General features: G+C 47.7%; 15 protein-coding genes. 14 read left to right on the forward strand and 1 reads right to left on the reverse strand.

Annotated features, from left to right (window positions below):
- Nucleotides 1-42 precede the first annotated feature (42 nt).
- The 3 genes from argJ to NSB28_RS06030 are packed head-to-tail and all read left to right on the forward strand — an operon-like array spanning nt 43 to nt 3,376.
- Nucleotides 43-1,263, forward strand: a complete 1,221-nt coding sequence (argJ, locus tag NSB28_RS06020; RefSeq protein ID WP_109625657.1) for a bifunctional ornithine acetyltransferase/N-acetylglutamate synthase — start codon at nt 43-45, stop codon at nt 1,261-1,263.
- A gap of 39 nt (nt 1,264-1,302) precedes the next feature.
- The gene (gene argB, locus NSB28_RS06025; protein ID WP_109625658.1) at nt 1,303-2,202 is read left to right on the forward strand and encodes an acetylglutamate kinase; all 900 of its coding nucleotides are present in this window, start codon (nt 1,303-1,305) and stop codon (nt 2,200-2,202) included.
- On the forward strand, nt 2,186-3,376 hold the full coding sequence (locus NSB28_RS06030) for an aspartate aminotransferase family protein (RefSeq protein ID WP_257497669.1): 1,191 nt from the start codon (nt 2,186-2,188) through the stop codon (nt 3,374-3,376). Before argB ends, NSB28_RS06030 begins: the two co-directional genes overlap by 17 nt.
- Nucleotides 3,377-3,784: 408 nt before the next feature.
- Here the strand turns inward: NSB28_RS06030 and asnA are convergent, their stop codons facing one another.
- Nucleotides 3,785-4,795 carry an aspartate--ammonia ligase gene (asnA, locus tag NSB28_RS06035; protein WP_109625659.1) on the reverse strand — a complete coding sequence of 337 codons (1,011 nt, stop codon included), beginning with the start codon at nt 4,793-4,795 and terminating at the stop codon, nt 3,785-3,787.
- Between the two features lie 181 nt (nt 4,796-4,976).
- Here asnA and NSB28_RS06040 point away from each other — a divergent pair, with 181 nt between their 5' ends.
- The 11 genes from NSB28_RS06040 (at nt 4,977) to trkA (ending at nt 21,600) form a co-directional block, all read left to right on the forward strand.
- The gene (locus NSB28_RS06040) at nt 4,977-7,508 is read left to right on the forward strand and encodes a ribonucleoside-diphosphate reductase subunit alpha (protein ID WP_109625660.1); all 2,532 of its coding nucleotides are present in this window, start codon (nt 4,977-4,979) and stop codon (nt 7,506-7,508) included.
- A 22-nt stretch (nt 7,509-7,530) separates the two neighbouring features.
- Nucleotides 7,531-8,574 carry a ribonucleotide-diphosphate reductase subunit beta gene (locus NSB28_RS06045; protein WP_109625707.1) on the forward strand — a complete coding sequence of 348 codons (1,044 nt, stop codon included), beginning with the start codon at nt 7,531-7,533 and terminating at the stop codon, nt 8,572-8,574.
- A 551-nt stretch (nt 8,575-9,125) separates the two neighbouring features.
- Nucleotides 9,126-10,457 (forward strand): aspartate--tRNA(Asn) ligase, encoded by a 1,332-nt coding sequence (gene aspS, locus NSB28_RS06050; RefSeq protein WP_109625661.1) that lies wholly within the window; start codon nt 9,126-9,128, stop codon nt 10,455-10,457.
- An 88-nt stretch (nt 10,458-10,545) separates the two neighbouring features.
- Nucleotides 10,546-10,839 (forward strand): Asp-tRNA(Asn)/Glu-tRNA(Gln) amidotransferase subunit GatC, encoded by a 294-nt coding sequence (gatC, locus tag NSB28_RS06055; RefSeq protein WP_109625708.1) that lies wholly within the window; start codon nt 10,546-10,548, stop codon nt 10,837-10,839.
- A 10-nt stretch (nt 10,840-10,849) separates the two neighbouring features.
- Nucleotides 10,850-12,331 carry an Asp-tRNA(Asn)/Glu-tRNA(Gln) amidotransferase subunit GatA gene (gene gatA, locus NSB28_RS06060; RefSeq protein ID WP_109625662.1) on the forward strand — a complete coding sequence of 494 codons (1,482 nt, stop codon included), beginning with the start codon at nt 10,850-10,852 and terminating at the stop codon, nt 12,329-12,331.
- Nucleotides 12,315-13,748 (forward strand): Asp-tRNA(Asn)/Glu-tRNA(Gln) amidotransferase subunit GatB, encoded by a 1,434-nt coding sequence (gene gatB, locus NSB28_RS06065; protein WP_109625709.1) that lies wholly within the window; start codon nt 12,315-12,317, stop codon nt 13,746-13,748. The genes gatA and gatB overlap by 17 nt, the downstream gene beginning before the upstream one ends.
- Nucleotides 13,749-13,836: 88 nt before the next feature.
- On the forward strand, nt 13,837-15,168 hold the full coding sequence (locus tag NSB28_RS06070) for a polysaccharide deacetylase family protein (RefSeq protein WP_109625663.1): 1,332 nt from the start codon (nt 13,837-13,839) through the stop codon (nt 15,166-15,168).
- 49 nt (nt 15,169-15,217) lie between these two features.
- On the forward strand, nt 15,218-16,606 hold the full coding sequence (locus NSB28_RS06075) for an MATE family efflux transporter (RefSeq protein ID WP_109625664.1): 1,389 nt from the start codon (nt 15,218-15,220) through the stop codon (nt 16,604-16,606).
- A 126-nt stretch (nt 16,607-16,732) separates the two neighbouring features.
- The gene (locus NSB28_RS06080; protein WP_109625665.1) at nt 16,733-19,174 is read left to right on the forward strand and encodes a glycoside hydrolase family 31 protein; all 2,442 of its coding nucleotides are present in this window, start codon (nt 16,733-16,735) and stop codon (nt 19,172-19,174) included.
- 247 nt (nt 19,175-19,421) lie between these two features.
- Nucleotides 19,422-20,129 carry a tRNA threonylcarbamoyladenosine dehydratase gene (locus NSB28_RS06085; RefSeq protein WP_109625666.1) on the forward strand — a complete coding sequence of 236 codons (708 nt, stop codon included), beginning with the start codon at nt 19,422-19,424 and terminating at the stop codon, nt 20,127-20,129.
- Nucleotides 20,130-20,241: 112 nt separating this feature from the next.
- Nucleotides 20,242-21,600, forward strand: coding sequence for a Trk system potassium transporter TrkA (gene trkA, locus NSB28_RS06090; protein WP_109625667.1), 1,359 nt, complete (start codon nt 20,242-20,244; stop codon nt 21,598-21,600).
- Nucleotides 21,601-21,619 lie beyond the last annotated feature (19 nt).

The raw sequence follows: 21,619 nt of genomic DNA on the forward strand, positions 1-21,619 counted from the left end.
TAGTATAAAGCGGGCGGATACTGCCCGGTAAGGAGATTACATATGCAGATGACAGAGGGCGGTGTGACCGCAGCAAAAGGATTTGTGGCAGCAGGGATATATGCCGGGATCAAAAAGGACAAAAAGGATATGGCGATGATCTACAGCAAGGTGCCATGTGTGGCGGCAGGTACATTTACAACAAATATTGTAAAAGCCGCACCTGTAAAATGGGACCAGGATGTAGTATATCATTCAGAAAAAGCGCAGGCTGTTGTGGCAAACAGCGGTGTGGCGAACGCCTGCACAGGGGAGGAAGGCATGAGATATTGCAGGGAGACTGCCAGGACGGCGGCAGAACTTCTCAATATTTCAGAGAAGGAAGTTCTTGTGGCTTCCACAGGCGTTATCGGCAGGCAGCTGCCTATTGATATTATTAAAGAGGGAGTTGTCTCTATGGTGCCGCTTCTTTCAGAATCGAAAGAGGCAGGTATCCTGGCGGCAGAGTCCATCATGACTACAGATACCATCCGCAAGGAGGCAGCTGTCACTTTTGAACTGGGCGGCAGAACTGTAACTGTGGGAGGGATGAGTAAAGGCAGCGGAATGATCCATCCAAACATGTGCACCATGCTGAGTTTTGTGACAACTGATGCAGCCATCTCAAAGGAGATGCTCCAAAAGGCTCAGAGCGCCAGCGTGAAGGACACTTATAATATGATTTCTGTGGACGGTGACACGTCAACAAATGATACAGCCCTTATCCTGGCAAACGGACTGGCGGGAAATGACGAGATCACTGAAGAAGGCGAAGATTTTGATACCTTTTTAAAAGCCCTGAATATGGTAAACACTGCTCTGGCAAAAAAGATGGCAGGGGACGGAGAGGGAGCCACAGCCCTGTTTGAGGTGAAGGTCATAGGGGCCGAAAGCAAAGAGCAGGCTGTAACTCTGAGCAAGTCTGTCATTACCTCCAATCTGACAAAGGCTGCCATATTCGGACATGATGCCAACTGGGGAAGGATCCTCTGTGCCATGGGGTACTCAGGGGCAGAGTTTGACCCGGAAAAAGTAGACTTATATTTTGAAAGCGCGGCAGGAAAGCTGAAGATCATAGAAAATGGGGTATCTACAGGGTACAGCGAAGAACTGGCGACTAAGATACTGTCTGAAAAAGAAGTGACGGCGATTGCCGATATAAAGATGGGAGATGCCTGTGCTACGGCATGGGGATGTGACCTTACATTTGACTACGTAAAGATAAATGCGGACTACAGGTCGTAGAAAAAGAGAAGAGAAAAGAAGAGAGAAGAGGAAAATAAGATGGAAGATATGGAAAACTGGCTGGCGAAAGCGAATGTCCTGATTGAGGCCCTGCCTTATATCCAGCGGTTTCACGGGAAGACAATTGTAGTGAAATATGGCGGAAGCGCTATGGTGGATCATGACCTGAAGAAAAATGTTATCAGGGACGTGGCGTTGTTAAAGCTTGTGGGTTTCAGACCAATCATCGTACACGGCGGCGGCAAAGAGATTACTAAGTGGATGAAGAAGGTGGATATTGAGTCAGAGTTTTACAAAGGGCTGCGTATCACAGATAAACCGTCTATGGAAATCGTTGAGATGGTGCTTAATAAAATTAATAAAGGCCTGGTCTCCATGATGGAGAAGGTGGGTGTGCGTGCAGTAGGTATCAGCGGAAAGGACGGCTCTGTGCTCAAGGTCGACAAAAAGCTGGTGGGTGATAAGGATATAGGGTACGTAGGGGAGATAAAAGAAGTGAATACAGAGCTTCTGAACACTCTTCTGGACAATGACTTTGTTCCTGTGATCTGCCCGATCGGGTCAGATGACGGCTTCTATTCCTATAATATCAATGCGGATGATGCTGCCTGTGCCATCGCGGCAGCAGTGGGAGCCGCAAAGTTGGCTTTCCTGACAGATGTTGAAGGTGTCTATGCAGATCCCCTTGATAAATCTACGCTGATTTCAGAATTGAGTGTGAAAGAGGCTGAGGAACTGCTTGGAAGCGGCAATATAGGAGGCGGTATGCTGCCTAAGATCCACAATTGTGTGGATGCCATTAAGAGCGGCGTGTCAAGAGTGCATATCCTGGACGGCAGGATCGAGCACTGCCTTCTTCTGGAATTTTTTACAAACAGAGGCATCGGTACTGCTATAATCGGGGATGAAGAGGAGCGTTATTATGAAAAAAATGTATGACATAATGGAAGAAGCAGAAGAAGTTATCCTTCATACATATAACAGGTTTCCAGTTGTTTTAGAGAGGGGAGACGGTGTCTGGCTTCAGGATACAGAGGGGAAGAAATATCTGGATTTTGGCGCAGGTATCGCAGTGTTTGCGCTTGGATACCACTATCCGGGCTATGATGACGCCCTCAAAGGCCAGATTGATAAATTGATCCATACCTCAAATCTTTATTATAATGAGCCTATGGGGGAGGCGGCGGCAAAGCTTGTCAGGGCCAGCGGCATGAGCCGTGTGTTTTTTACAAACAGCGGTACGGAAGCCATAGAAGGAGCTATCAAGGCGGCCAGAAAATATGCCTGGAATAAGGACGGCTGTACAGACCATGAGATCATAGCAATGAACCATTCTTTCCATGGCAGGAGCGTGGGAGCCCTGTCTGTAACGGGAAATCCTCATTACCAGGAGGCTTTCAAACCGCTCATGGGCGGAGTTCGTTTTGCTGATTTTAATGATCTTGACAGCGTTAAAGCCCAGGTAACGGACAAGACATGCGCCATAATCATGGAAACTGTCCAGGGCGAGGGCGGGATCTACCCGGCAGACAGGGAATTCCTTCAGGGCGTAAAGGACATCTGTGAGGAAAAAGACATCCTTCTCATCCTGGATGAGATACAGTGCGGTATGGGAAGGACAGGGAGCATGTTTGCATGGCAGGACTACGGAGTGCAGCCTGATATCATGACATGTGCTAAGGCTCTGGGCTGCGGCGTGCCTGTGGGCGCCTTTGTCCTCAATGAAAAAACAGCTGCCTCATCTCTTGTACCGGGAGACCACGGGACTACATATGGGGGCAATCCATTTGCATGTGCAGCGGTTTCAAAGGTGCTGGACATCTTTGAACAGGATAAAATTGTGGAACATGTCAGAGAGATAACTCCGTATCTGGAACAGAAACTTGATGAACTGGCAGAGAGGAAACAGTGCATAGCCGGAAGGCGCGGAAAAGGCCTGATGCAGGGGCTGGTCATCCAGGGGCAGCCTGTGGGAGAAGCGGTGAAAAAAGCCCTGGAGAATGGGCTGATCGTGATTTCAGCAGGCAGTGATGTGCTACGTCTGGTGCCTCCGCTTGTGATCACAAAGGAAGATGTGGATGAGATGATCGTCAGGCTGGAGAAGAGCCTGTAAGAAAATCGCAGTATTAATAGTCATACAGCAATTAAAATACACTATAATCATCGTTGTATTTGCTTCTTCCTCATGATAAAATATTTATGTATAGTTGAACAGAAGTCAGAGGATAGTCTGATGGTTTCCTTCGGAAGTAAACGAAGGGGGTAGTGTAAAATGAATACGCTTGAAGTGTTGACATTGGTGCTGGTGATTTTCGCAGCACTTGCCTACATAGATAACCATCAGAACAAAAAATAGCTATCCTCTACATGCCCATAGAAGATAGCCTGTAACTAAAAATTACATTGCAATCCGAAGTGCAATCATCAGACACACCAATGTCTTTTGATTACTTCTAAGTAAATTATACACGGGGGACTTGAATTTTTCAAGTCCTCTTTTTAAATAATCGACATGCCACCCTTATAAAAGCTGTATCCCGTTTTCAAGTGCAGCGCTGGTCACATCTTCAGGCCAGATAGAAGCCTGCACTTCACCTATATGGGCTTTTCTTAAATAAAACATACAGATACGTGACTGTCCTATGCCTCCTCCGATGGTATAGGGCAGTTCTTTTTCCAGGATAGCCTTCTGGAAAGGAAGCCCGGCCCGTTCCTGGCAGCCGGCGAGTTCCAGCTGTTTCTTCAAAGAGTCCTCATCCACACGGATACCCATGGAGGAAAGCTCCAGGGCGATATCCAGAACAGGATAATACACAATGATATCACCGTTTAACTCCCAGTCATCATAGTCCGGCGCACGTCCGTCATGGCGTTCTCCGCTTGAGAGGATGCCTCCTATCTGCATGATGAATACAGCTCCCTTTAATTTTGCAATCTTATATTCCCGTTCCTTTGGAGTACAGTCAGGATACATATCTTCCAGCTCCTGGGAAGTGATAAAGAAAATTTCTTTAGGCAGGATCTCCTCAATGTAATCATATTGAATGGCCATGTATTTTTCAGTCTTTTTTAATGCCTTATATACAGTGCGCACCACATCTTTTAAAGTATCCATATTTCTGTCTTCTTTGGATATGATTTTTTCCCAGTCCCACTGATCCACATAAATAGAGTGGATATTGTCGGTATCTTCATCACGGCGGATAGCGCTCATATCTGTATACAGTCCTTCGCCCTGGGAAAACCCGTATTTTTTCAGGGCAAACCGTTTCCATTTGGCAAGTGAATGGACGATTTCCGCGGGCGCATCCTCCAGCTCCTTGATGCCGAAGCTTACAGGGCGTTCTACTCCGTTGAGGTTATCATTAAGACCGGACTCCGGCTTAACGAAAAGGGGGGCAGATACGCGGAGCAGGTTCAGACGTCCGGCCAGGGACTGCTGGAAGAAGTCCTTGACTGTTTTGATGGCAACCTGGGTATCATGTAAATTAAGCTCAGATTTATAATTTTCAGGGATGATTAGGTTTTTCATAATATGCTCCTTCTTTTTGGCTTTCATACCTCAGAATATTTGACTTTGCTCATTATATCATTAATTGATTAAATTGTGAAGTTTCTATTGCACGAAAATCCCGAGTTGAAAGATAAAATAATTTATGTTAGTATAAGAGATAATAGTTATCATTATTGACAAATATTGGAGGAAGATAAACATGGAAATCAGGAAGAGGAACGGACAGCCGGAATTGTACAGCCTCGATAAGATAGAGAACGCTGTCCGCCGTGCTTTTGGCAGCGTAAATCAGGAATATACCCAGGATGAGATGGCTGGGATCATCAGTGCCGTGGAGGAAAAGATCCAGGAGCTTGCCATGAGGGAGGGGATCATCCAGGTGGAGCAGATCCAGGATCAGATAGAAATGACGCTGACGGAAAAAAATTACTATGCAGTGCTGAAGAGTTTTATTCTGTACAGGGAAAAGAGAAGCAGGCACAGAGCTGCCAGGCAGGAGCTGCTGGGGCATTTATGCGGGGCGGAGGGTCTGGAAAGGGTTTTCAAAGAGATACAGAGAGAGTATCAGGATGAAGTTTACCACCTGGAGCATCTGCTTGCCAAATTCAGGACTTTTGACAAGGAAGGGATGACGGGGCCTGAGCGCTTTGAGATGCTGATCAAGGCAGCGGTGGAGCTCACCACCCAGGAAGCCCCGAAGTGGGAATTTATCGCGGCCAGATTCCTAATGGTCCAGTATGAAGATCAGGTGAAGGTCCAGGAGAACATATTCGGGATCCGGGATTTTTACAGTAAGGTCGTATGGCTCACAGAGGAAAAACTGTACGGGGAGTATATACTGGAAAATTATACGAGGGAGGAACTGGATCTTTATGAGACATATCTGGATGAGGCACGCAGCAGCCTGCTTAATTATTCCGGGCTGGGGCTCCTTCTGAAACGGTATGTGATCAGAAGCCATGAAGGGATTGGCCTGGAAACGGTGCAGGAAATGTTTCTGGGGATCGCCATGCATCTGGCCATGAAAGAAGAGCGGGACAGAGATCTTTGGGTAAAACGGTTTTATGATATGCTCAGCACCATGAAGGTTACAATGGCTACCCCTACTCTCTCCAATGCGAGAAGGCCTTATCACCAGCTGTCGTCCTGTTTTATAGATACAGTGCCGGACAGTCTGGACGGAATCTACAGAAGTATTGATAACTTCTCTAAGGTCAGCAAGTTCGGGGGAGGCATGGGACTTTACTTTGGAAAGGTGAGAGCGGCGGGCAGTGATATACAGGGATTTAAGGGAGCGGCTGGCGGAGTCCTGCGGTGGATCAAGCTGGCAAATGACACGGCTGTGGCGGTGGACCAGCTGGGTGTCCGTCAGGGCGCAGTTGCCGTCTATCTGGACGCATGGCACAGGGATCTGCCGGAATTTCTGGCGCTGAGGACTAACAATGGGGATGACAGGATGAAAGCCCATGATGTATTCCCGGCGGTATGCTACCCGGATATGTTCTGGAGGATGGCGAAGGAAGATATAGAAGGGGACTGGTATCTGATGTGCCCCCATGAGATTCAGACAGTCAGGGGATATGCCCTGGAAGACTGCTGGGGAAAAGAGTGGGAAGAGAAGTATATTGAATGTGTGCAGGATATGAGGATACACAAAAGGACAGTGCCTATTAAAGAAGTGATCCGCATGATAATCAAAAGCGCCGTGGAGACCGGCACGCCCTTTACTTTTAACAGAGATCAGGTGAATGAGACAAACCCCAATTCACATAAGGGGATCATCTACTGCAGCAACCTGTGTACAGAGATCGCCCAGAATATGAGCCCGATCGAGCTTGTAGAGCAGAGGGTGGAGACGTCAGACGGTGAGACAGTCGTAGTGACAGTGACTAAGCCCGGGGAATTTGTGGTCTGCAATCTGGCAAGCCTTTCGCTCGGAAGGATAGATACAGATGACGAGGAAGATTTGGCAAGGACTGTACAGAGCGCTGTCAGGGCACTTGATAATGTGATCGATCTGAATTATTTCCCTGTCCCGTATGCGAAAATAAATAACGAAAAATACCGCCCTGTGGGACTGGGAGTGAGTGGATACCACCACATGCTGGCCAAGAAACACATACGCTGGGAGTCGGAGGAACATCTGGCATATGCAGACAGGGTATTTGAGAATATTAATTATGCAGCTGTAAAAGCCAGTATGGAGATTGCCGGACAGAAGGGAAGCTACAGGTATTTTGGCGGAAGTGAATGGGAGAGCGGAGAATATTTCAAAAAGCGGGGCTATGTATCAGAGCGCTGGCTGAAGCTTCAGGAGGAAGTCAAACATACAGGGATGCGAAATGGGTATCTGATCGCCGTGGCTCCCACCAGCAGCACGAGCATGATAGCAGGTACTACAGCCGGCCTGGATCCCATCATGGACAGGTACTATCTGGAAGAGAAAAAGAACTCCCTTGTGCCCAGGGTAGCGCCGGATCTGTCACCGGATACCTTCTGGTATTATAAAAATGCCCATTATATCAGCCAGGAATGGTCAGTGAGGGCCGGCGGCGTCCGCCAGAGGCATATAGACCAGGCCCAGAGCATGAATCTGTATATTACAAATGATTATACATTCAGGCAGGTGCTCAGGCTGTATATCATGGCCTGGGAATGCGGTGTTAAGACGATCTATTATATCCGCTCCAAGAGCCTTGAGGTGGAGGAGTGTGAAGTGTGTTCCAGCTAAATACAGAAATGAGGAGAAAAATATGGAAAAATTGATGAGACGCCCGCTGTTTAACCCGGCGGGAGATACGGAAGTGCGGCTCAGGAAAATGGTGGGAGGAAATACAACAAATCTGAATGATTTCAATAACATGAAATACACCTGGGTGAGCGGCTGGTACAGGCAGGCCATGAATAATTTCTGGGTGCCTGAAGAGATCAATCTGGGGGTGGATGTGAAAGACTACCCGCTGCTCACAGAAGCCGAGAGAAGGGCTTATGACAAAATCCTGTCCTTTCTTGTCTTTCTCGACAGTATCCAGACGGCGAACCTGCCGTCCGTCAGTGAATATATTACTGCCAATGAGGTGAATCTCTGCCTTTCTATCCAGACCTTCCAGGAGGCGGTGCACAGCCAGAGCTACAGCTATATGCTGGATACAATATGTGAGCCACAGAAAAGGACGGAGGTGCTCTACCAGTGGAAGGAGGACGAGCATCTGCTGGAGCGGAATACGTTTATCGGAAATCTCTATAATAAGTTCCAGGAAGAAAAAAGTATGGAAAATTTCACAAAAACACTGATCGCCAATTATATCCTGGAGGGGATCTACTTTTACAGCGGGTTCATGTTCTTTTACAATCTTGGCCGGAACCACAAAATGCCGGGATCTGCGCAGGAGATCCGGTATATAAACAGGGATGAGAATACACATCTCTGGCTGTTCAGGAATATAATACAGGAACTGATGGCTGAGGAACCGGAGATGTTTACAGAGGACAGGATAAAGGAATACCGGGAAATGATCCGCACAGGCTGTGAGCAGGAGATCAGGTGGGGAACTTATGTGATCGGAGACAAGATACAGGGGCTGTCCGGGGAGATGGTGGCTGATTACATTAAGTATCTTGGAAATCTGCGGTGTCTGGGGCTGAATTTTAAGCCTGTCTATGAGGGGCACATGACGGAGCCGGAAAGTATGAAATGGGTCTCCCAGTACAGCAATGCGAATATGATCAAAACAGACTTCTTTGAGGCCAGAAGCACGGCATATGCAAAGAGCAGCGCTCTGATCGATGATCTATGATGCAGATAAATTTGATTAAAAATAAAATTTGAATAAAATTATCCTTGACAAGTGCTGCCTCATGTGTTAAGATTCCAAACAACATGAAAATGCTAAGAAAGAGACTCTTGCTTTGAAACTTGACAGGAATACAGCGTCACCGACTGAGAGCGCTGTTTGAGGGAAGAAGCTCACAGGGAACACTCCGGAGCAGATCAGCTGAACGAAGCTTCACCGAGTAGGCTGGTACGTAGCACGCGTTAAGTGTATTGAGAGGCATGTGTGCACACACATTGCAATGCGGGTGGTACCGCGGATAAACCAGAATTTGTCCGTCCCGGAACAGGAAACTGTTCCGGGGCTTTTTTTGTTTCAATGAGAACAAAGTTTCATTGAGATAAGTTCTCCGGACATGGCTTCCTGATATTTAAATCAAAACAGCGCTTATAACTGAAAAAAGAACTGTCGCAGAGAGGCGATGGCAGATGGTAGCATTACGTCTGTCTTTATCCTCCTGCGGCAGTTTTCCTTTTAACAGGGAATAATGCGGATGGCAGTGAAAGGAGAAAATTATGGAATTTGTAAAAGGAATCACCCCAAAAGACACAGTGGAACTGTCGCAGCTTTTAGAAGGAGGATGGGAAGGACGTCCGGCAAAGGTGGAAGGAACGATCCATACAGTCAGGGATATGGGGGACGTAGCATTTGTAGTTCTGCGCAGAAGAGACGGGCTGCTGCAGTGTGTGGTAGAAAAGAACAGTTCAGAGATTGATGTGAAGAGCCTGAGGGAAGAATCAGCCGTTGTAGTGGAGGGGCAGGTGAGAAGTGAGAAAAGGGCGCCCCAGGGTATCGAGCTTCTGGCTGAGGGCATCAGGGTCTTAAGCACACCGGAAGAGCCTGTGCCTCTGGCAGTCTCTAAGTGGAAAATGAACACATCATTAGAGGCCAGGCTTGATAAGCGTCCTGTTGCATTGAGAAATATAAGGGAGAGGGCAAAGTTCAAAATCCAGGAGGGACTTGTGAGAGGATTCCGGGATTTCCTGTATAAGCAGGGATTTACGGAGATCCATACGCCAAAGATAAGCGCCAAAGGGGCCGAGGGAGGCTCCAACATGTTCAGGATGGATTATTTCCACAGGCCGGCAGTCCTGGCACAGAGCCCCCAGTTCTACAAACAGATGATGGTAGGCGTGTTCGGCAGGGTATTTGAGACAGGACCTGTGTTCAGGGCGGAAAAGCACAACACAAAGCGCCATCTGAATGAATATACAAGCCTGGATTTTGAGATGGGATTTATAGAGGGCTTTGAGGAAATCATGGCCATGGAGACGGGATTTCTCCAATACACCATGTCACTTCTCAGAGAAAAATATGAAAAAGAGCTTAAAATAACAGGAGCCGTCCTGCCGGTGACTGATAAGATACCGGCAGTGAGGTTTGACGAGGCAAAGGAAATGGTGCAGAAAAAGTATGACAGAAGGATGAAAAATCCCTTTGACCTGGAACCGGAAGAGGAAGTTCTCATCAGCCGTCTCTTCAAGGAAGAGTATGGCGCGGATTTTGTCTTTGTCACCCATTACCCATCAAAGAAACGTCCCTTCTATGCCATGGACGATCCCGCTGACCCGAGATACACACTGAGCTTTGACCTGCTCTTCCGGGGGATGGAGATCACGACGGGCGGCCAGAGGATCCACGATTACAGGGCGCTGACAGATAAGATAAAGGCCAGGGGAATGTCTGAGGAAGGCATGGAGCAGTATCTGGACACCTTTAAATACGGGATGCCGCCGCATGGGGGCCTGGGCATAGGCCTTGAGAGGCTGACAATGAAGCTGCTGGATGAGGACAACGTAAGAGAGACGACTCTGTTTCCGAGGGATCTGGGGAGGCTGGAGCCGTAAGTCACAGGAAAGAACGATAACGATTCAGCAGGTCTGTGCATGCAGGGACAGACTGTAAAAAATGATTGGAAAAGAGAGGATGGAAAAAATGGCAGGACAGATAGACAGAGAGACAGTGGAATATATCAGCATACTTGCAAAATTGGAGCTTTCCGGGGAGGAACAGCTTGCAGCTGCCAGAGATATGGGCAGAATGCTGGAATACATCGATAAGCTGAAGGAACTGGATACAGACGGTGTAGAGCCTGTGTCGCATGTATTTCCTGTTTACAATGTATTCAGAGAGGATACAGTGACGAACCAGGATATAAGAGAAGAACTTCAAAAGAGCGCTCCGGCCTGTAAAGACGGGGCATATAAGGTGCCCAGGACAGTGGAATGAGGAGGGGGATATGGAAATGTTTGATATGACAGCTGCAGAGCTGGGTAAAAGGATACAGGCAGGTGAGATCACAGCCGTGGAGGCGGCAGAATACTCCCTGAGCCGGATAAAGGAGAAAGACGGACAGATAAACGCATTTATCACTGTAGAGGAAGAGAAAGTGATGGAGAATGCCCGCCGGGTCCAGCAAAAGATAGAAAGGAGAGAACTGACAGGGCCCCTTGCCGGAGTTCCTGTGGCGGTGAAGGATAATATATGCACGGAAGGGCTGAGGACTACATGCGCCTCCAGGATCCTGGGAAATTTTGTTCCACCTTACAGCGCAGAGGCTGTTAAAAGGCTGGAGGAGGCAGGGGCAGTTATACTGGGAAAGACAAATATGGATGAGTTCGCCATGGGCAGTACTACTGAGACTTCCGCATATGGAATAACAAGAAACCCCTGGAATACGGATCATGTGCCGGGAGGCTCATCGGGCGGTTCATGTGCGGCAGTTGCAGCAGGAGAAGCTTTCTGTGCACTTGGTTCAGATACAGGCGGCTCCATCAGGCAGCCCAGTTCATTTTGCGGTGTGACAGGCCTTAAGCCTACTTACGGTACAGTATCCAGATACGGGCTTATAGCGTATGGCTCGTCACTGGACCAGATTGGCCCGGTGGCAAAGGATGTGACTGACTGTGCCTGTATTTTGGAGGCTGTCTCCTCATATGACAGGAAGGATGGCACCTCTGTCAAAAGAGAATCCTATGATTTTACATCAGGGCTTGGCAGGGATATAAAAGGTATGCGCATTGGACTGCCGTCTGATTATCTTGGGGAAGGCCTGGACGATGAAGTGAGGAAGGCTGTGATGGACGGAGCAGAAGCTATGCGCAGCCTGGGAGCCATAGTGGAGGAATTTCCTCTGGGTATGGCGGAATATGCAATACCTGCCTACTATGTAATAGCTTCAGCGGAGGCCAGCTCCAATCTGGCCAGATTTGATGGGGTGAAGTACGGCTACAGGACAGAGGAGTATGAGGGGCTGCATGATATGTATAAAAAGACCAGATCGGAGGGCTTTGGGCCTGAGGTGAAGCGGAGGATCATGCTGGGGTCATTTGTTCTGAGCAGCGGTTATTATGACGCCTACTATCTGAAAGCGCTGCGGGTCAAGGCGCTGATCATGAAAGCTTTTGACGAGGCATTTAAGAAATATGACATTATACTCGGTCCGGCCGCACCGTCTGCCGCGCCGGAGATCGGCTGCAGCCTGGCTGATCCTCTGAAAATGTATCTGGGAGATATCTATACAGTGTCAGTGAACCTGGCCGGACTGCCGGGGATCAGTGTTCCAGGAGGCATGAACAGTAAAGGGCTTCCCATTGGACTGCAGTTGATAGGGGACCGTTTTCAGGAGGAGAAGCTGCTCCGGGCTGCGTACCAGCTTGAAAAAGCAGTGGGTGGATACGGCATTAAAAAGGAGGAGGCACATGATGAGCAGAGAATATGAAACAGTAATAGGACTTGAGGTCCATGTGGAGCTGGCTACAGAGACTAAGATATTCTGCGGATGTTCTGCAAAATTCGGGGGAGAATCTAACACCCACACATGCCCTGTGTGCACCGGCATGCCGGGCTCCCTGCCTGTCCTGAACCGGCAGGTGGTGGAATACGCCCTGGCTGTAGGCCTTGCGGCAGGATGTGAGATTAACCGGTTCTGCAGGTTTGACAGGAAAAACTATTTTTATCCTGATAATCCCCAGAACTATCAGATATCCCAGCTCTATCTCCCCATCTGCCACGACGGAGGGATAGAGATAGAGACGGAAGCCGGGAAGAAAACAGTACGTATCCATGAGATCCATATGGAGGAGGATGCAGGAAAATTGATCCATGATGAGTGGGAGGACTGTTCACTGGTGGATTATAACAGGAGCGGAGTACCTCTGCTGGAGATCGTGTCAGAACCTGATATGAGAAATGCACAGGAGGTTATCGCATACCTGGAAAAACTCAGGATGATCATTCAGTATCTGGGAGCGTCAGACTGTAAACTTCAGGAGGGCTCCATGAGGGCTGATGTGAATCTCTCAGTCAGGGAGGCAGGCAGCAGGACAATGGGGACAAGAACGGAGATGAAGAACCTGAACTCTTTTAAGGCTATCGCCAGAGCCATTGAGGGTGAGAAAAAGAGGCAGATCGAGCTGCTGGAGGAAGGAAAGGCAGTTATACAGGAGACGAGGCGCTGGGATGACAACAAAGAATATTCCTTTGCCATGCGTTCAAAGGAGGATGCCAAAGACTACAGGTATTTCCCCGACCCTGACCTGCCCCCTGTGGTCATAAGCGATGAGTGGATAAGAGCAGTGAAGGAGAGGCAGCCCGAACTGAGGACAGAAAAGCTGGCGCGTTATATCAGGGAGTATGGAATACCGGAATATGATGCCCAGATCATCACCTCATCAAGCAAGATGGCGTCCATATTTGAGAAAACATCGGAAATATGCAAAAAGCCTAAAAAAGTCTCCAACTGGCTTATGGTAGAGACCCTTAGACTGCTGAAGGAAAAGGGAATGGAGCCGGAGGATATTTCATTTTCTCCCGAAAACCTGGCAAAGCTGATAGATCTGGCGGACGACGGCACTATCAATAATAAGGCGGCTAAAGAGGTCTTTGAGGAAATTTTTAGCAATGATACAGATCCCCTTTATTATATAGAAGAAAGAGGATTAAAAGCAGTAGGCGATGAGGGGATTCTCCTGGCAGCCATCGACAAGGTACTGAGTGAGAATTCAGATTCAGCAGAAGCGTACAGAGGAGGGAAAGAGAAGGTCTTTGGGTTCCTTGTAGGGCAGGTGATGAGAGAAATGAAAGGGCAGGCATCTCCGGCCGCGGTCAATAAAATCCTGAAGGATAAACTTTCCTAGATAAGTCTTGTTTTTTTATTGACACTCCTATATAATAAATTGTAACTGTTCAGTATCTTCGCAGTTACAGTTAAAGGAGAGTGTGAAGTTGATAAAGAAGATAAGAAGCAAAATATTAGCTGCGCTGTTGTGCGCCGGCGTTGTCTTCACTTGCGCCGGATGCAGCAGGGCAGCTTTAAACGCTCAGATCGCGGAGAGTATAGGTACCTTGGGCCAGTATGAGAATAACGAGCCGGTTCAGACTCCTCAGATGAAAGCACAGGCTGACCTGAAGGCGCTGGAGGATACAAAAGAAGCAGCGCTGACGAAAGTTCTGCAGGAGGCGGAAGCTCTGGCAGATGTGTATGACTATGAAGCAGCCATGGAAAAGCTGGGTGAGGTAGCAGAAGAATATAAGAAAGATGACAGGGTCGTCCAGGCTAAGATCGAGTACCAGCAGAAGATGGGAGAGATGGAGGCTTATGACGGAGATATTCCCCATATTTATTTTAAATCCCTGATCGTTGATACAGCCAGGGCATTCGACGGGGACGGCAACTCGGCGCTTTACAATTCTTCCATGACGACGGTCTCAGAATTTAATAAAATGATGGAAGAGATGTATAAAAAAGGGTATGTGCTGATCGATATCCACGAGACAGTGACGAAGGTAGAACAGGAGGACGGCTCTGTCACTTATGTGAGGAGTACCCCCATGGTTCCTGAGGGGAAGAAGCCATTTGTACTGTCTATTGATAATGTAAATTATTATGAGTACATGGCAAATGATGGGTTTGCAAAACGTCTTGTGCTGGATGAGAATGGCGATGTGAAGAACCTGTATGTAGATGCCGGGGGAAATGAACTGATTGGAAACTATGATATAGTGCCCATTCTGGATGATTTCATCAAACAGCACCCTGACTTTTCTCTGAGAGGCGCCAGGGGCATTGTAGGAGTCACTGGTTATGAAGGAGTATTCGGGTACAGAGTAAATGATGCCCAGTCCTCCACATATGAGGCTGACTGCGAAGCAGTCAGGAAGATTGCAGACAGGCTGAGAAAGACTGGATGGCAGATAGCCAGCAATACGTATAATTACAGCCACCTGGATGAACTATCCTTTGAGGAAGTGAAGGAAGATACAGATATGTGGACGGATGGAGTGGAGGATCTTGTAGGAGAGTCAGACATACTTCTTTATCCTTATGGGGAGGAAGTGGAATATCCTTCAGATAAACTGGATTATCTGGAAAAGAGCGGTTTCGTTTTCCTGTGCGGTATGTGGGGGGATAAAGAGTTCCTGCAGGCAAACACAGGATATGTGCGCCAGACAAGAAGAGAATTCAGCGGTTATGCTCTACACTACAGGGCAGAGAGCATGGAAGACTTTTTTGATCCGGCTCAGATAATAGATTCGGCAAGGCCGGCATTTGAATAAGCTTTAAGACAATACAAAGACGGGCAAAAATTAACACCAGGAGAGAAAGATGTATAATATTAATAGCAGAGAAGAGAAAAGAAATTTTTACAGACTTGTAGTGTCACTTGTACTTCCAATGGCGCTTCAGAATCTGATCAACGTCGGCGTGACCTCCGCCGACGTTATTATGCTGGGAAAAGTGGGGGAGACGGCGCTTGCTTCCTCCTCACTGGCCGGGCAGGTGCAGTTTATCATGACACTGATATTTTTCGGGCTCACCTCAGGTGCGGCAGTCTTAACCGCCCAGTACTGGGGAAAGAAGGACACCAGATCAATAGAGAAAATACTTGGGATATCCATGCGTATCGCTTTAGCTGTGGCAGCGCTGTTTACTGTAGTAGTGCTCCTGTTCCCGGAACAGATCATGCATATATTCTCGTCTGAGCGTCCCGTGATCGAGGGAGGAGCCTCTTATCTCAGGATCGTGGCTATTTCGTATATATTTACAGCAGTGACAATGGTGTATCTGAACATATGCAGAAGTGTGGAAAGAGTAGTTGTGGCTACTGTTGTATACCTGATCTCCCTTGTTATAAATGTGATATTGAATGCCGTATTTATTTTCGGACTTCTGGGCATGCCGGCTATGGGGGTAAGGGGCGCCGCCCTGGCTACGATGATTGCACGTATATGTGAGTTCATCCTTGTAATGCTGTATTCAAAGTTTGTGAATAAAACCATACGTTTCCGTTTTAAGGATCTGTTTGTTTCTGATAAGCTTCTTATGAAGGATTTCTTTATCTATGCCATCCCGGTCATGATCAATGAACTGCTCTGGGGCTCAGGAGTCTCAGTGATCAATGCTGTCATAGGACATCTGGGAAGTCCTGTCGTGGCGGCTAACTCGGTAGCGCAGGTGGTCAAGCAGCTGGCCATGGTAGTGACCATGGGACTGGCTAATGCCACGGCGATCATGATTGGAAAGGTGATCGGTGAGGGCAAAGAGGCCCTGGCAAGAGCTTACGGGCGCAGGTTTGTGCGCCTGTCCCTGGTGCTGGGGGTACTTGGTGCAGGGGTGATACTGCTTGTCTCGCCTGTAGTAAAGGCAAATCTGACAGTCAGCGAGGAATCCCTCCAGTACCTGACCATGATGCTCTTTGTGATGGCTTATTTTGTTATCGCCCAGGCTTATAATACCACGATGGTCGTGGGAGTGTTCAGGGCCGGGGGTGATACGAAATTCGGCCTTGTTATAGACGCAACCACACTGTGGTGCGGGGCTATCGCATTCGGAGCTGTTGCTGCATTCGTATGGAAGCTGCCCGTCACAGTGGTCTATATGATACTTATGAGTGATGAGATCCTGAAGCTGCCGCTGTGCTTCTTCCGCTACAGGTCATATAAGTGGGTGAAGAACGTGACGAGAGATAATCCGGCGGAGTCTGCCGTGTCATAAAAAAAATCCTAATTAAAGATAGAAAAGTCCATGGGAGATATAGTTTAGATACTATACAAAATGGGCTTTTTTTTGTATACTTAAAATATGGGTTGTGATTAAAAAAACATGGAGAAGGAGGCAATTATGGAACTATACAGCATAAAAGAAGAAAGCGGGCAGGTCGTCATCCGGACGCAGGAGGGAAACTTTGGGTTTTATGGAATAAGAGAAGACATCATCCGCGCTGTCTATACGAAAAGTGAGGAGATCAAAAATAAGTCTCTTCTCGTGGAGCCTGAAGTGTATGAGTGTAAGGCAATGCTTGAAGCAGAGGAGACAGAAGAGAAGGTTATTATATCAGCAGGAAAATTAAAAGTCCTGTGGGATAAAGATACAGGGGCCTGCACATGGGAGGATGCCCTTTCGGGAAAAATATATTTCAGGGAAGCAGGAAAAAGCCTGACTGAGACAGAGGTAGTGCGGTATACCACAGGAGGAGAGAAGCCTGTAGTGAAGCGGGTCAAAACTGTGGACGGGGAGAGGAGCTTCATAGAGAACCTGAAAGAGTTAAAGGACAGGATGGCTTACAGAGGAAAACTGGAGTTTGACTGGGAGGATGGGGAAGCCATCTACGGTCTGGGACAAGGTGAGGAAGGCATATATAATTACAGGCATCACCAGCAGTATCTGTATCAGCACAATATGAGGATACCTATGCCGTTTTTTGTATCAAGCAATGGGTACGGTGTATTCCTGGACTGCGCATCATTAATGACATTCAATGATGATGAGAATGGTTCGTACATATTTATGGATACAGTGAATCAGATGGATTACTATGTGATCGCAGGGGACGGCATGGACGATATCATAGGAGGTTACAGAATGATCACCGGAACGGCCTCCATGCTGCCTAAATGGGCTTACGGATATGTGCAGTCAAAGGAAGCCTACCACACTGCCAGCGAGCTTCTTGAAATAGGTGAAGAATACAGAAAACGGAATGTACCTGTAGACTGCATCGTGCAGGACTGGAATACCTGGGTGCCGGGCCTCTGGGGTGAGAAGATAGTAGATGAATCCAGATACGGCAATATCAAAGAAGTAAATGACAGGCTGCATGATATGAATATCCATACCATGGTGTCTGTCTGGCCGAATATGGCTGAGGGGGGCAAAAACCATCAGGAATTTGTTGAAGCGGGACAGATCCTGGGAGATTATTCTACATATGATGCTTTTGATGAGAAGGCAAGAGAGAGGTACTGGAAGCAGGCCAGTGAAGGCCTTTTCTCAAAAGGCTTTGACTCCTGGTGGTGTGATTCCACAGAGCCGTTTTCAGGTCCGGACTGGGGCGGCGCAGTAAAGAGAGAGCCATGGGAGAGATATCTTCTCGTTGGCAATGAGCATAAAAAATATCTGGATGCAGCCCAGGTAAATGCATTTGCCATGATGCATGCAAAAGGGATATTCGAGAACCAGCGGAAAGAGAAAGAAGATAAGCGTGTGCTGAACCTGACACGCTCCGGCTATGCCTCTTCACAGAAATATGGAGTTATTCTCTGGTCTGGTGATATCTCTGCCACATGGGATGTATTAAAGAAGCAGATCCATGAAGGGCTTAACATGGCAATGAGCGGAATGCCCTACTGGACGCTGGATATCGGCGGATTTTTTGTGGTCGGCAGCGCCTGGCAGAAGAGAGGATGCAACTGCAGTGACAATCCTGATCCGCTGTGGTTCTGGAAGGGCGGCTATAATGACGGTGTGGATGATAAGGGATACTGCGAGCTGTATACAAGATGGTTCGAGTTTGGCACCTTCCTGCCCATACACCGTTCACACGGCACAGACACACCCAGGGAGATATGGAATTTCGGAGAGCCGGGGACCATGTTCTATGACGCCATTAATAAGTTTATCAGGCTGAGATACCGTCTGATGCCGTATATCTATTCTATGGCAGGCAGCGTTACAAGAAATAACGATACGATCATGCGCAGTCTGATGTTTGATTTCGCAGGCGATGAGAGGGTTAAGGATATCGGTGAAGAGTACATGTTCGGGCGGGAGATACTTGTGTGCCCGGTCACAGAGCCGATGTATTATGAGGCGGACAGCAGAGAGCTTGACAGAGTCAGGGTCTGGGAGTGCTATCTGCCGGATGGCGCTATGTGGTATGATTTTTGGAGTGATACAAGCTTCGAGGGCGGCCAGTACATAACAGCCGGAGCGCCCATCGACAAGATCCCTCTTTTTGTCCGTGCAGGGAGCATCCTTCCCCAGAACCAGGAAGAGATCCAGTATGCATCACAGAAGACGGATGCCCCCATGCTTCTGCGGATATATCCAGGTGCTGACGGCAGCTTTACCCTGTATGAGGATGCGGGGGATGATTATGGGTATGAAAATGGGGAATTTACAGAGATCCCTCTAATCTGGGATAATTCAAAGAGGACACTCACCATCGGCAGGCGTACAGGCAGCTATCCCGGTATGCAGGAAACACGGGGCTTTACAATTGCAATAGGAAGATTTACGAAAGAAGCAGAATATTCAGGAGATGAAATAGTTATACAGATGTAACAAGTCAGACTGCAGGACTGCAGCATGCAGATGTAGCCGCCGCCTGGCGGACCGGGGAGGAATGCGCTGTGCATTCCTTCCTTTTATATTACATCTGCTGCAGGAGGCCAGAGCTGAACTGCAGCAAAATAGTGAAAATACTAGTTGATTTTTCTTCCTAAATCTGCAATACTGTGTATGTCAGACAGAGACTTAAAAAGAAGTATTTCTGACTGTCATAATGGGACATGAAAGGGAGGCATTTTATATGTCAGAGCAGCTGATGAGGACAGAACTGCTGCTGGGCAGTGAAGGGATAGAGAAGCTCCAAAATTCTAAGGTAGCCGTCTTTGGTATCGGCGGAGTGGGCGGTTATGTGACGGAGGCCCTGGCCAGAAGCGGAGTGGGCGCACTGGATCTGTTCGACAGTGACAAGGTGTCGGAATCTAATATTAACAGACAGATCATAGCTCTGCACAGCACTGTCGGCCGGTATAAGGTGGACGTGATGAAGGAGAGGATAGCAGATATTAATCCGGATATCCAGGTGAGAGCCAACAGGTGTTTTTTTCTCCCGGAGAATGCGGGAGATTATGATCTTACCATATATGATTATATAGTTGACGCTGTTGATACAGTGACAGCCAAGCTGGAGCTGGCTGTGAGGGCTGATGCGGCCGGCGTCCCAATTATCAGTTCCATGGGGGCGGGGAATAAGCTGGAGCCTTCCATGTTTGAGGTGGCAGATATCTATAAGACTTCTGTCTGCCCGCTGGCAAAGGTCATGCGGAAAGAGCTGAAGGCAAGAGGAATCAGAAAGCTGAAGGTAGTTTATTCCAGAGAGCTTCCAAAAACTCCCCGGATCCTGATAAACGACGGGAGGAAGAGGGCTGTTCCGGGAAGCGTGGCCTTTGTGCCATCGGCAGCAGGGCTGGTGATAGCCGGAGAAGTCATAAAAGATTTAACAGGGTATTGATTATTTATAATATATTAGATACAATAGCAGTACAGGCCCCCTGGTACAGCCAGGGGGCTACATCTCGGTTTAAAAAGTGATTTCGGGAGATGTATATAAGACGGAGGAAGACATGCAGATAATAATTGTAGGCGGCGGAAAAGTCGGTTCGACACTGGCAGAGCAGCTGAGTAAAGAAGGAAATGATATCACGGTAATAGACCGCAGATATGAAGTAGTGCAGAATTTGTTAAATGAATTTGACGTGATGGGTATTGTTGGAAACGGAAGCAGCCATAAGGTTCAGATTGAAGCGGGGATTGAGAACGCTGATCTTTTGATCGCGGTGACAGGGTCAGATGAATTGAACCTGCTGTGCTGCCTGATCGCAAAAAAGGCAGGAAACTGCCAGACCATAGCAAGGGTGCGCAATCCGGAATATAATGAGGAGATGCGGTTTATCAAGGAAGAGCTTGGCCTGGCCATGGCTATCAATCCGGAGCTGGCATCTGCAGTGGAGATGGCCAGGGTACTCAGATTCCCAACTGCGATCAAGATTGAGACTTTTGCAAAGGGAAAAGTTGAGGTCTTAAAATTTAAAATCGGAAAGGGTTCCGTCCTGAATAATATACAGGTCAGCCAAATTGCCACAAAATTAAAATGTGATGTGCTGGTATGTGCGGTGGAGCGGGAAGACGATGTCATTATACCAACAGGAAATACCATACTCAGGGAAAATGATATCATATCCATAGTTGCGTCCCCCAAGCATTCAAGTCAGTTTTTTAAGCGCATCAACATAGTGACAAACCAGGTCAGGAATACGATGATTGCCGGCGGGGGAGAGATTGCATATTATCTGACAAAACAGCTTCTCAATATGGGAATTGAAGTTAAGATCATCGAAAAGGATAAGGCCAGATGTGAGGAACTCAGCGAACTTCTGCCAAAAGCCAGCATTATTCTGGGGGATGCCAGCAGCCAGCAGGTCCTCATGGAGGAAGGCCTGGCAAACATGGATTCTTTTGTCACACTTACAAATATGGATGAGGAGAATATCCTTTTGTCTCTGTTTGCGAGACGTGTCAGCAATATGAAGGTCATCACAAAGATCAGCAGTATCGCCTTTAACGATGTGATCAACCATCTTGACCTGGATACGATCATTTATCCGAAATATGTTACATCTGAATATATCATGGGATATGTCAGGGCAATGAAGAATTCCATAGGCAGCAATGTGGAGAATATGTACCGTCTCGTGGAGAATAAAGTAGAAGCCCTGGAATTTGTCATACGTGAGAAGGCCCCTGTACTGAATAAGACACTGGAGCAGCTGGATCTTAAGGAAAATCTTCTGATAGGCTGCATCAACAGAAATGGGGAGATCATTACTCCCAAGGGCCAGGATGTATTAAAGCTTGGTGATACAGTAGTGGTTGTTACAACTAATACAGGACTAAAGGATATCAGCGATATATTAAGAGACTGAGAATGGGTGGAAGAGTAGG

This window comes from Murimonas intestini (genome assembly GCF_024622195.1).
Lineage (GTDB): Bacteria > Bacillota > Clostridia > Lachnospirales > Lachnospiraceae > Murimonas > Murimonas intestini.

Bases quoted from the DNA above. Each gene is read 5' to 3' on its own strand.
- argJ (WP_109625657.1), top strand. From the start codon at position 43: ATGCAGATGACAGAGGGCGGTGTGACCGCAGCAAAAGGATTTGTGGCA.
- argB (WP_109625658.1), top strand. From the start codon at position 1,303: ATGGAAGATATGGAAAACTGGCTGGCGAAAGCGAATGTCCTGATTGAG.
- NSB28_RS06030 (WP_257497669.1), top strand. From the start codon at position 2,186: ATGAAAAAAATGTATGACATAATGGAAGAAGCAGAAGAAGTTATCCTT.
- asnA (WP_109625659.1), bottom strand. From the start codon at position 4,795: ATGAAAAACCTAATCATCCCTGAAAATTATAAATCTGAGCTTAATTTA.
- NSB28_RS06040 (WP_109625660.1), top strand. From the start codon at position 4,977: ATGGAAATCAGGAAGAGGAACGGACAGCCGGAATTGTACAGCCTCGAT.
- NSB28_RS06045 (WP_109625707.1), top strand. From the start codon at position 7,531: ATGGAAAAATTGATGAGACGCCCGCTGTTTAACCCGGCGGGAGATACG.
- aspS (WP_109625661.1), top strand. From the start codon at position 9,126: ATGGAATTTGTAAAAGGAATCACCCCAAAAGACACAGTGGAACTGTCG.
- gatC (WP_109625708.1), top strand. From the start codon at position 10,546: ATGGCAGGACAGATAGACAGAGAGACAGTGGAATATATCAGCATACTT.
- gatA (WP_109625662.1), top strand. From the start codon at position 10,850: ATGGAAATGTTTGATATGACAGCTGCAGAGCTGGGTAAAAGGATACAG.
- gatB (WP_109625709.1), top strand. From the start codon at position 12,315: ATGAGCAGAGAATATGAAACAGTAATAGGACTTGAGGTCCATGTGGAG.
- NSB28_RS06075 (WP_109625664.1), top strand. From the start codon at position 15,218: ATGTATAATATTAATAGCAGAGAAGAGAAAAGAAATTTTTACAGACTT.
- NSB28_RS06080 (WP_109625665.1), top strand. From the start codon at position 16,733: ATGGAACTATACAGCATAAAAGAAGAAAGCGGGCAGGTCGTCATCCGG.
- NSB28_RS06085 (WP_109625666.1), top strand. From the start codon at position 19,422: ATGTCAGAGCAGCTGATGAGGACAGAACTGCTGCTGGGCAGTGAAGGG.
- trkA (WP_109625667.1), top strand. From the start codon at position 20,242: ATGCAGATAATAATTGTAGGCGGCGGAAAAGTCGGTTCGACACTGGCA.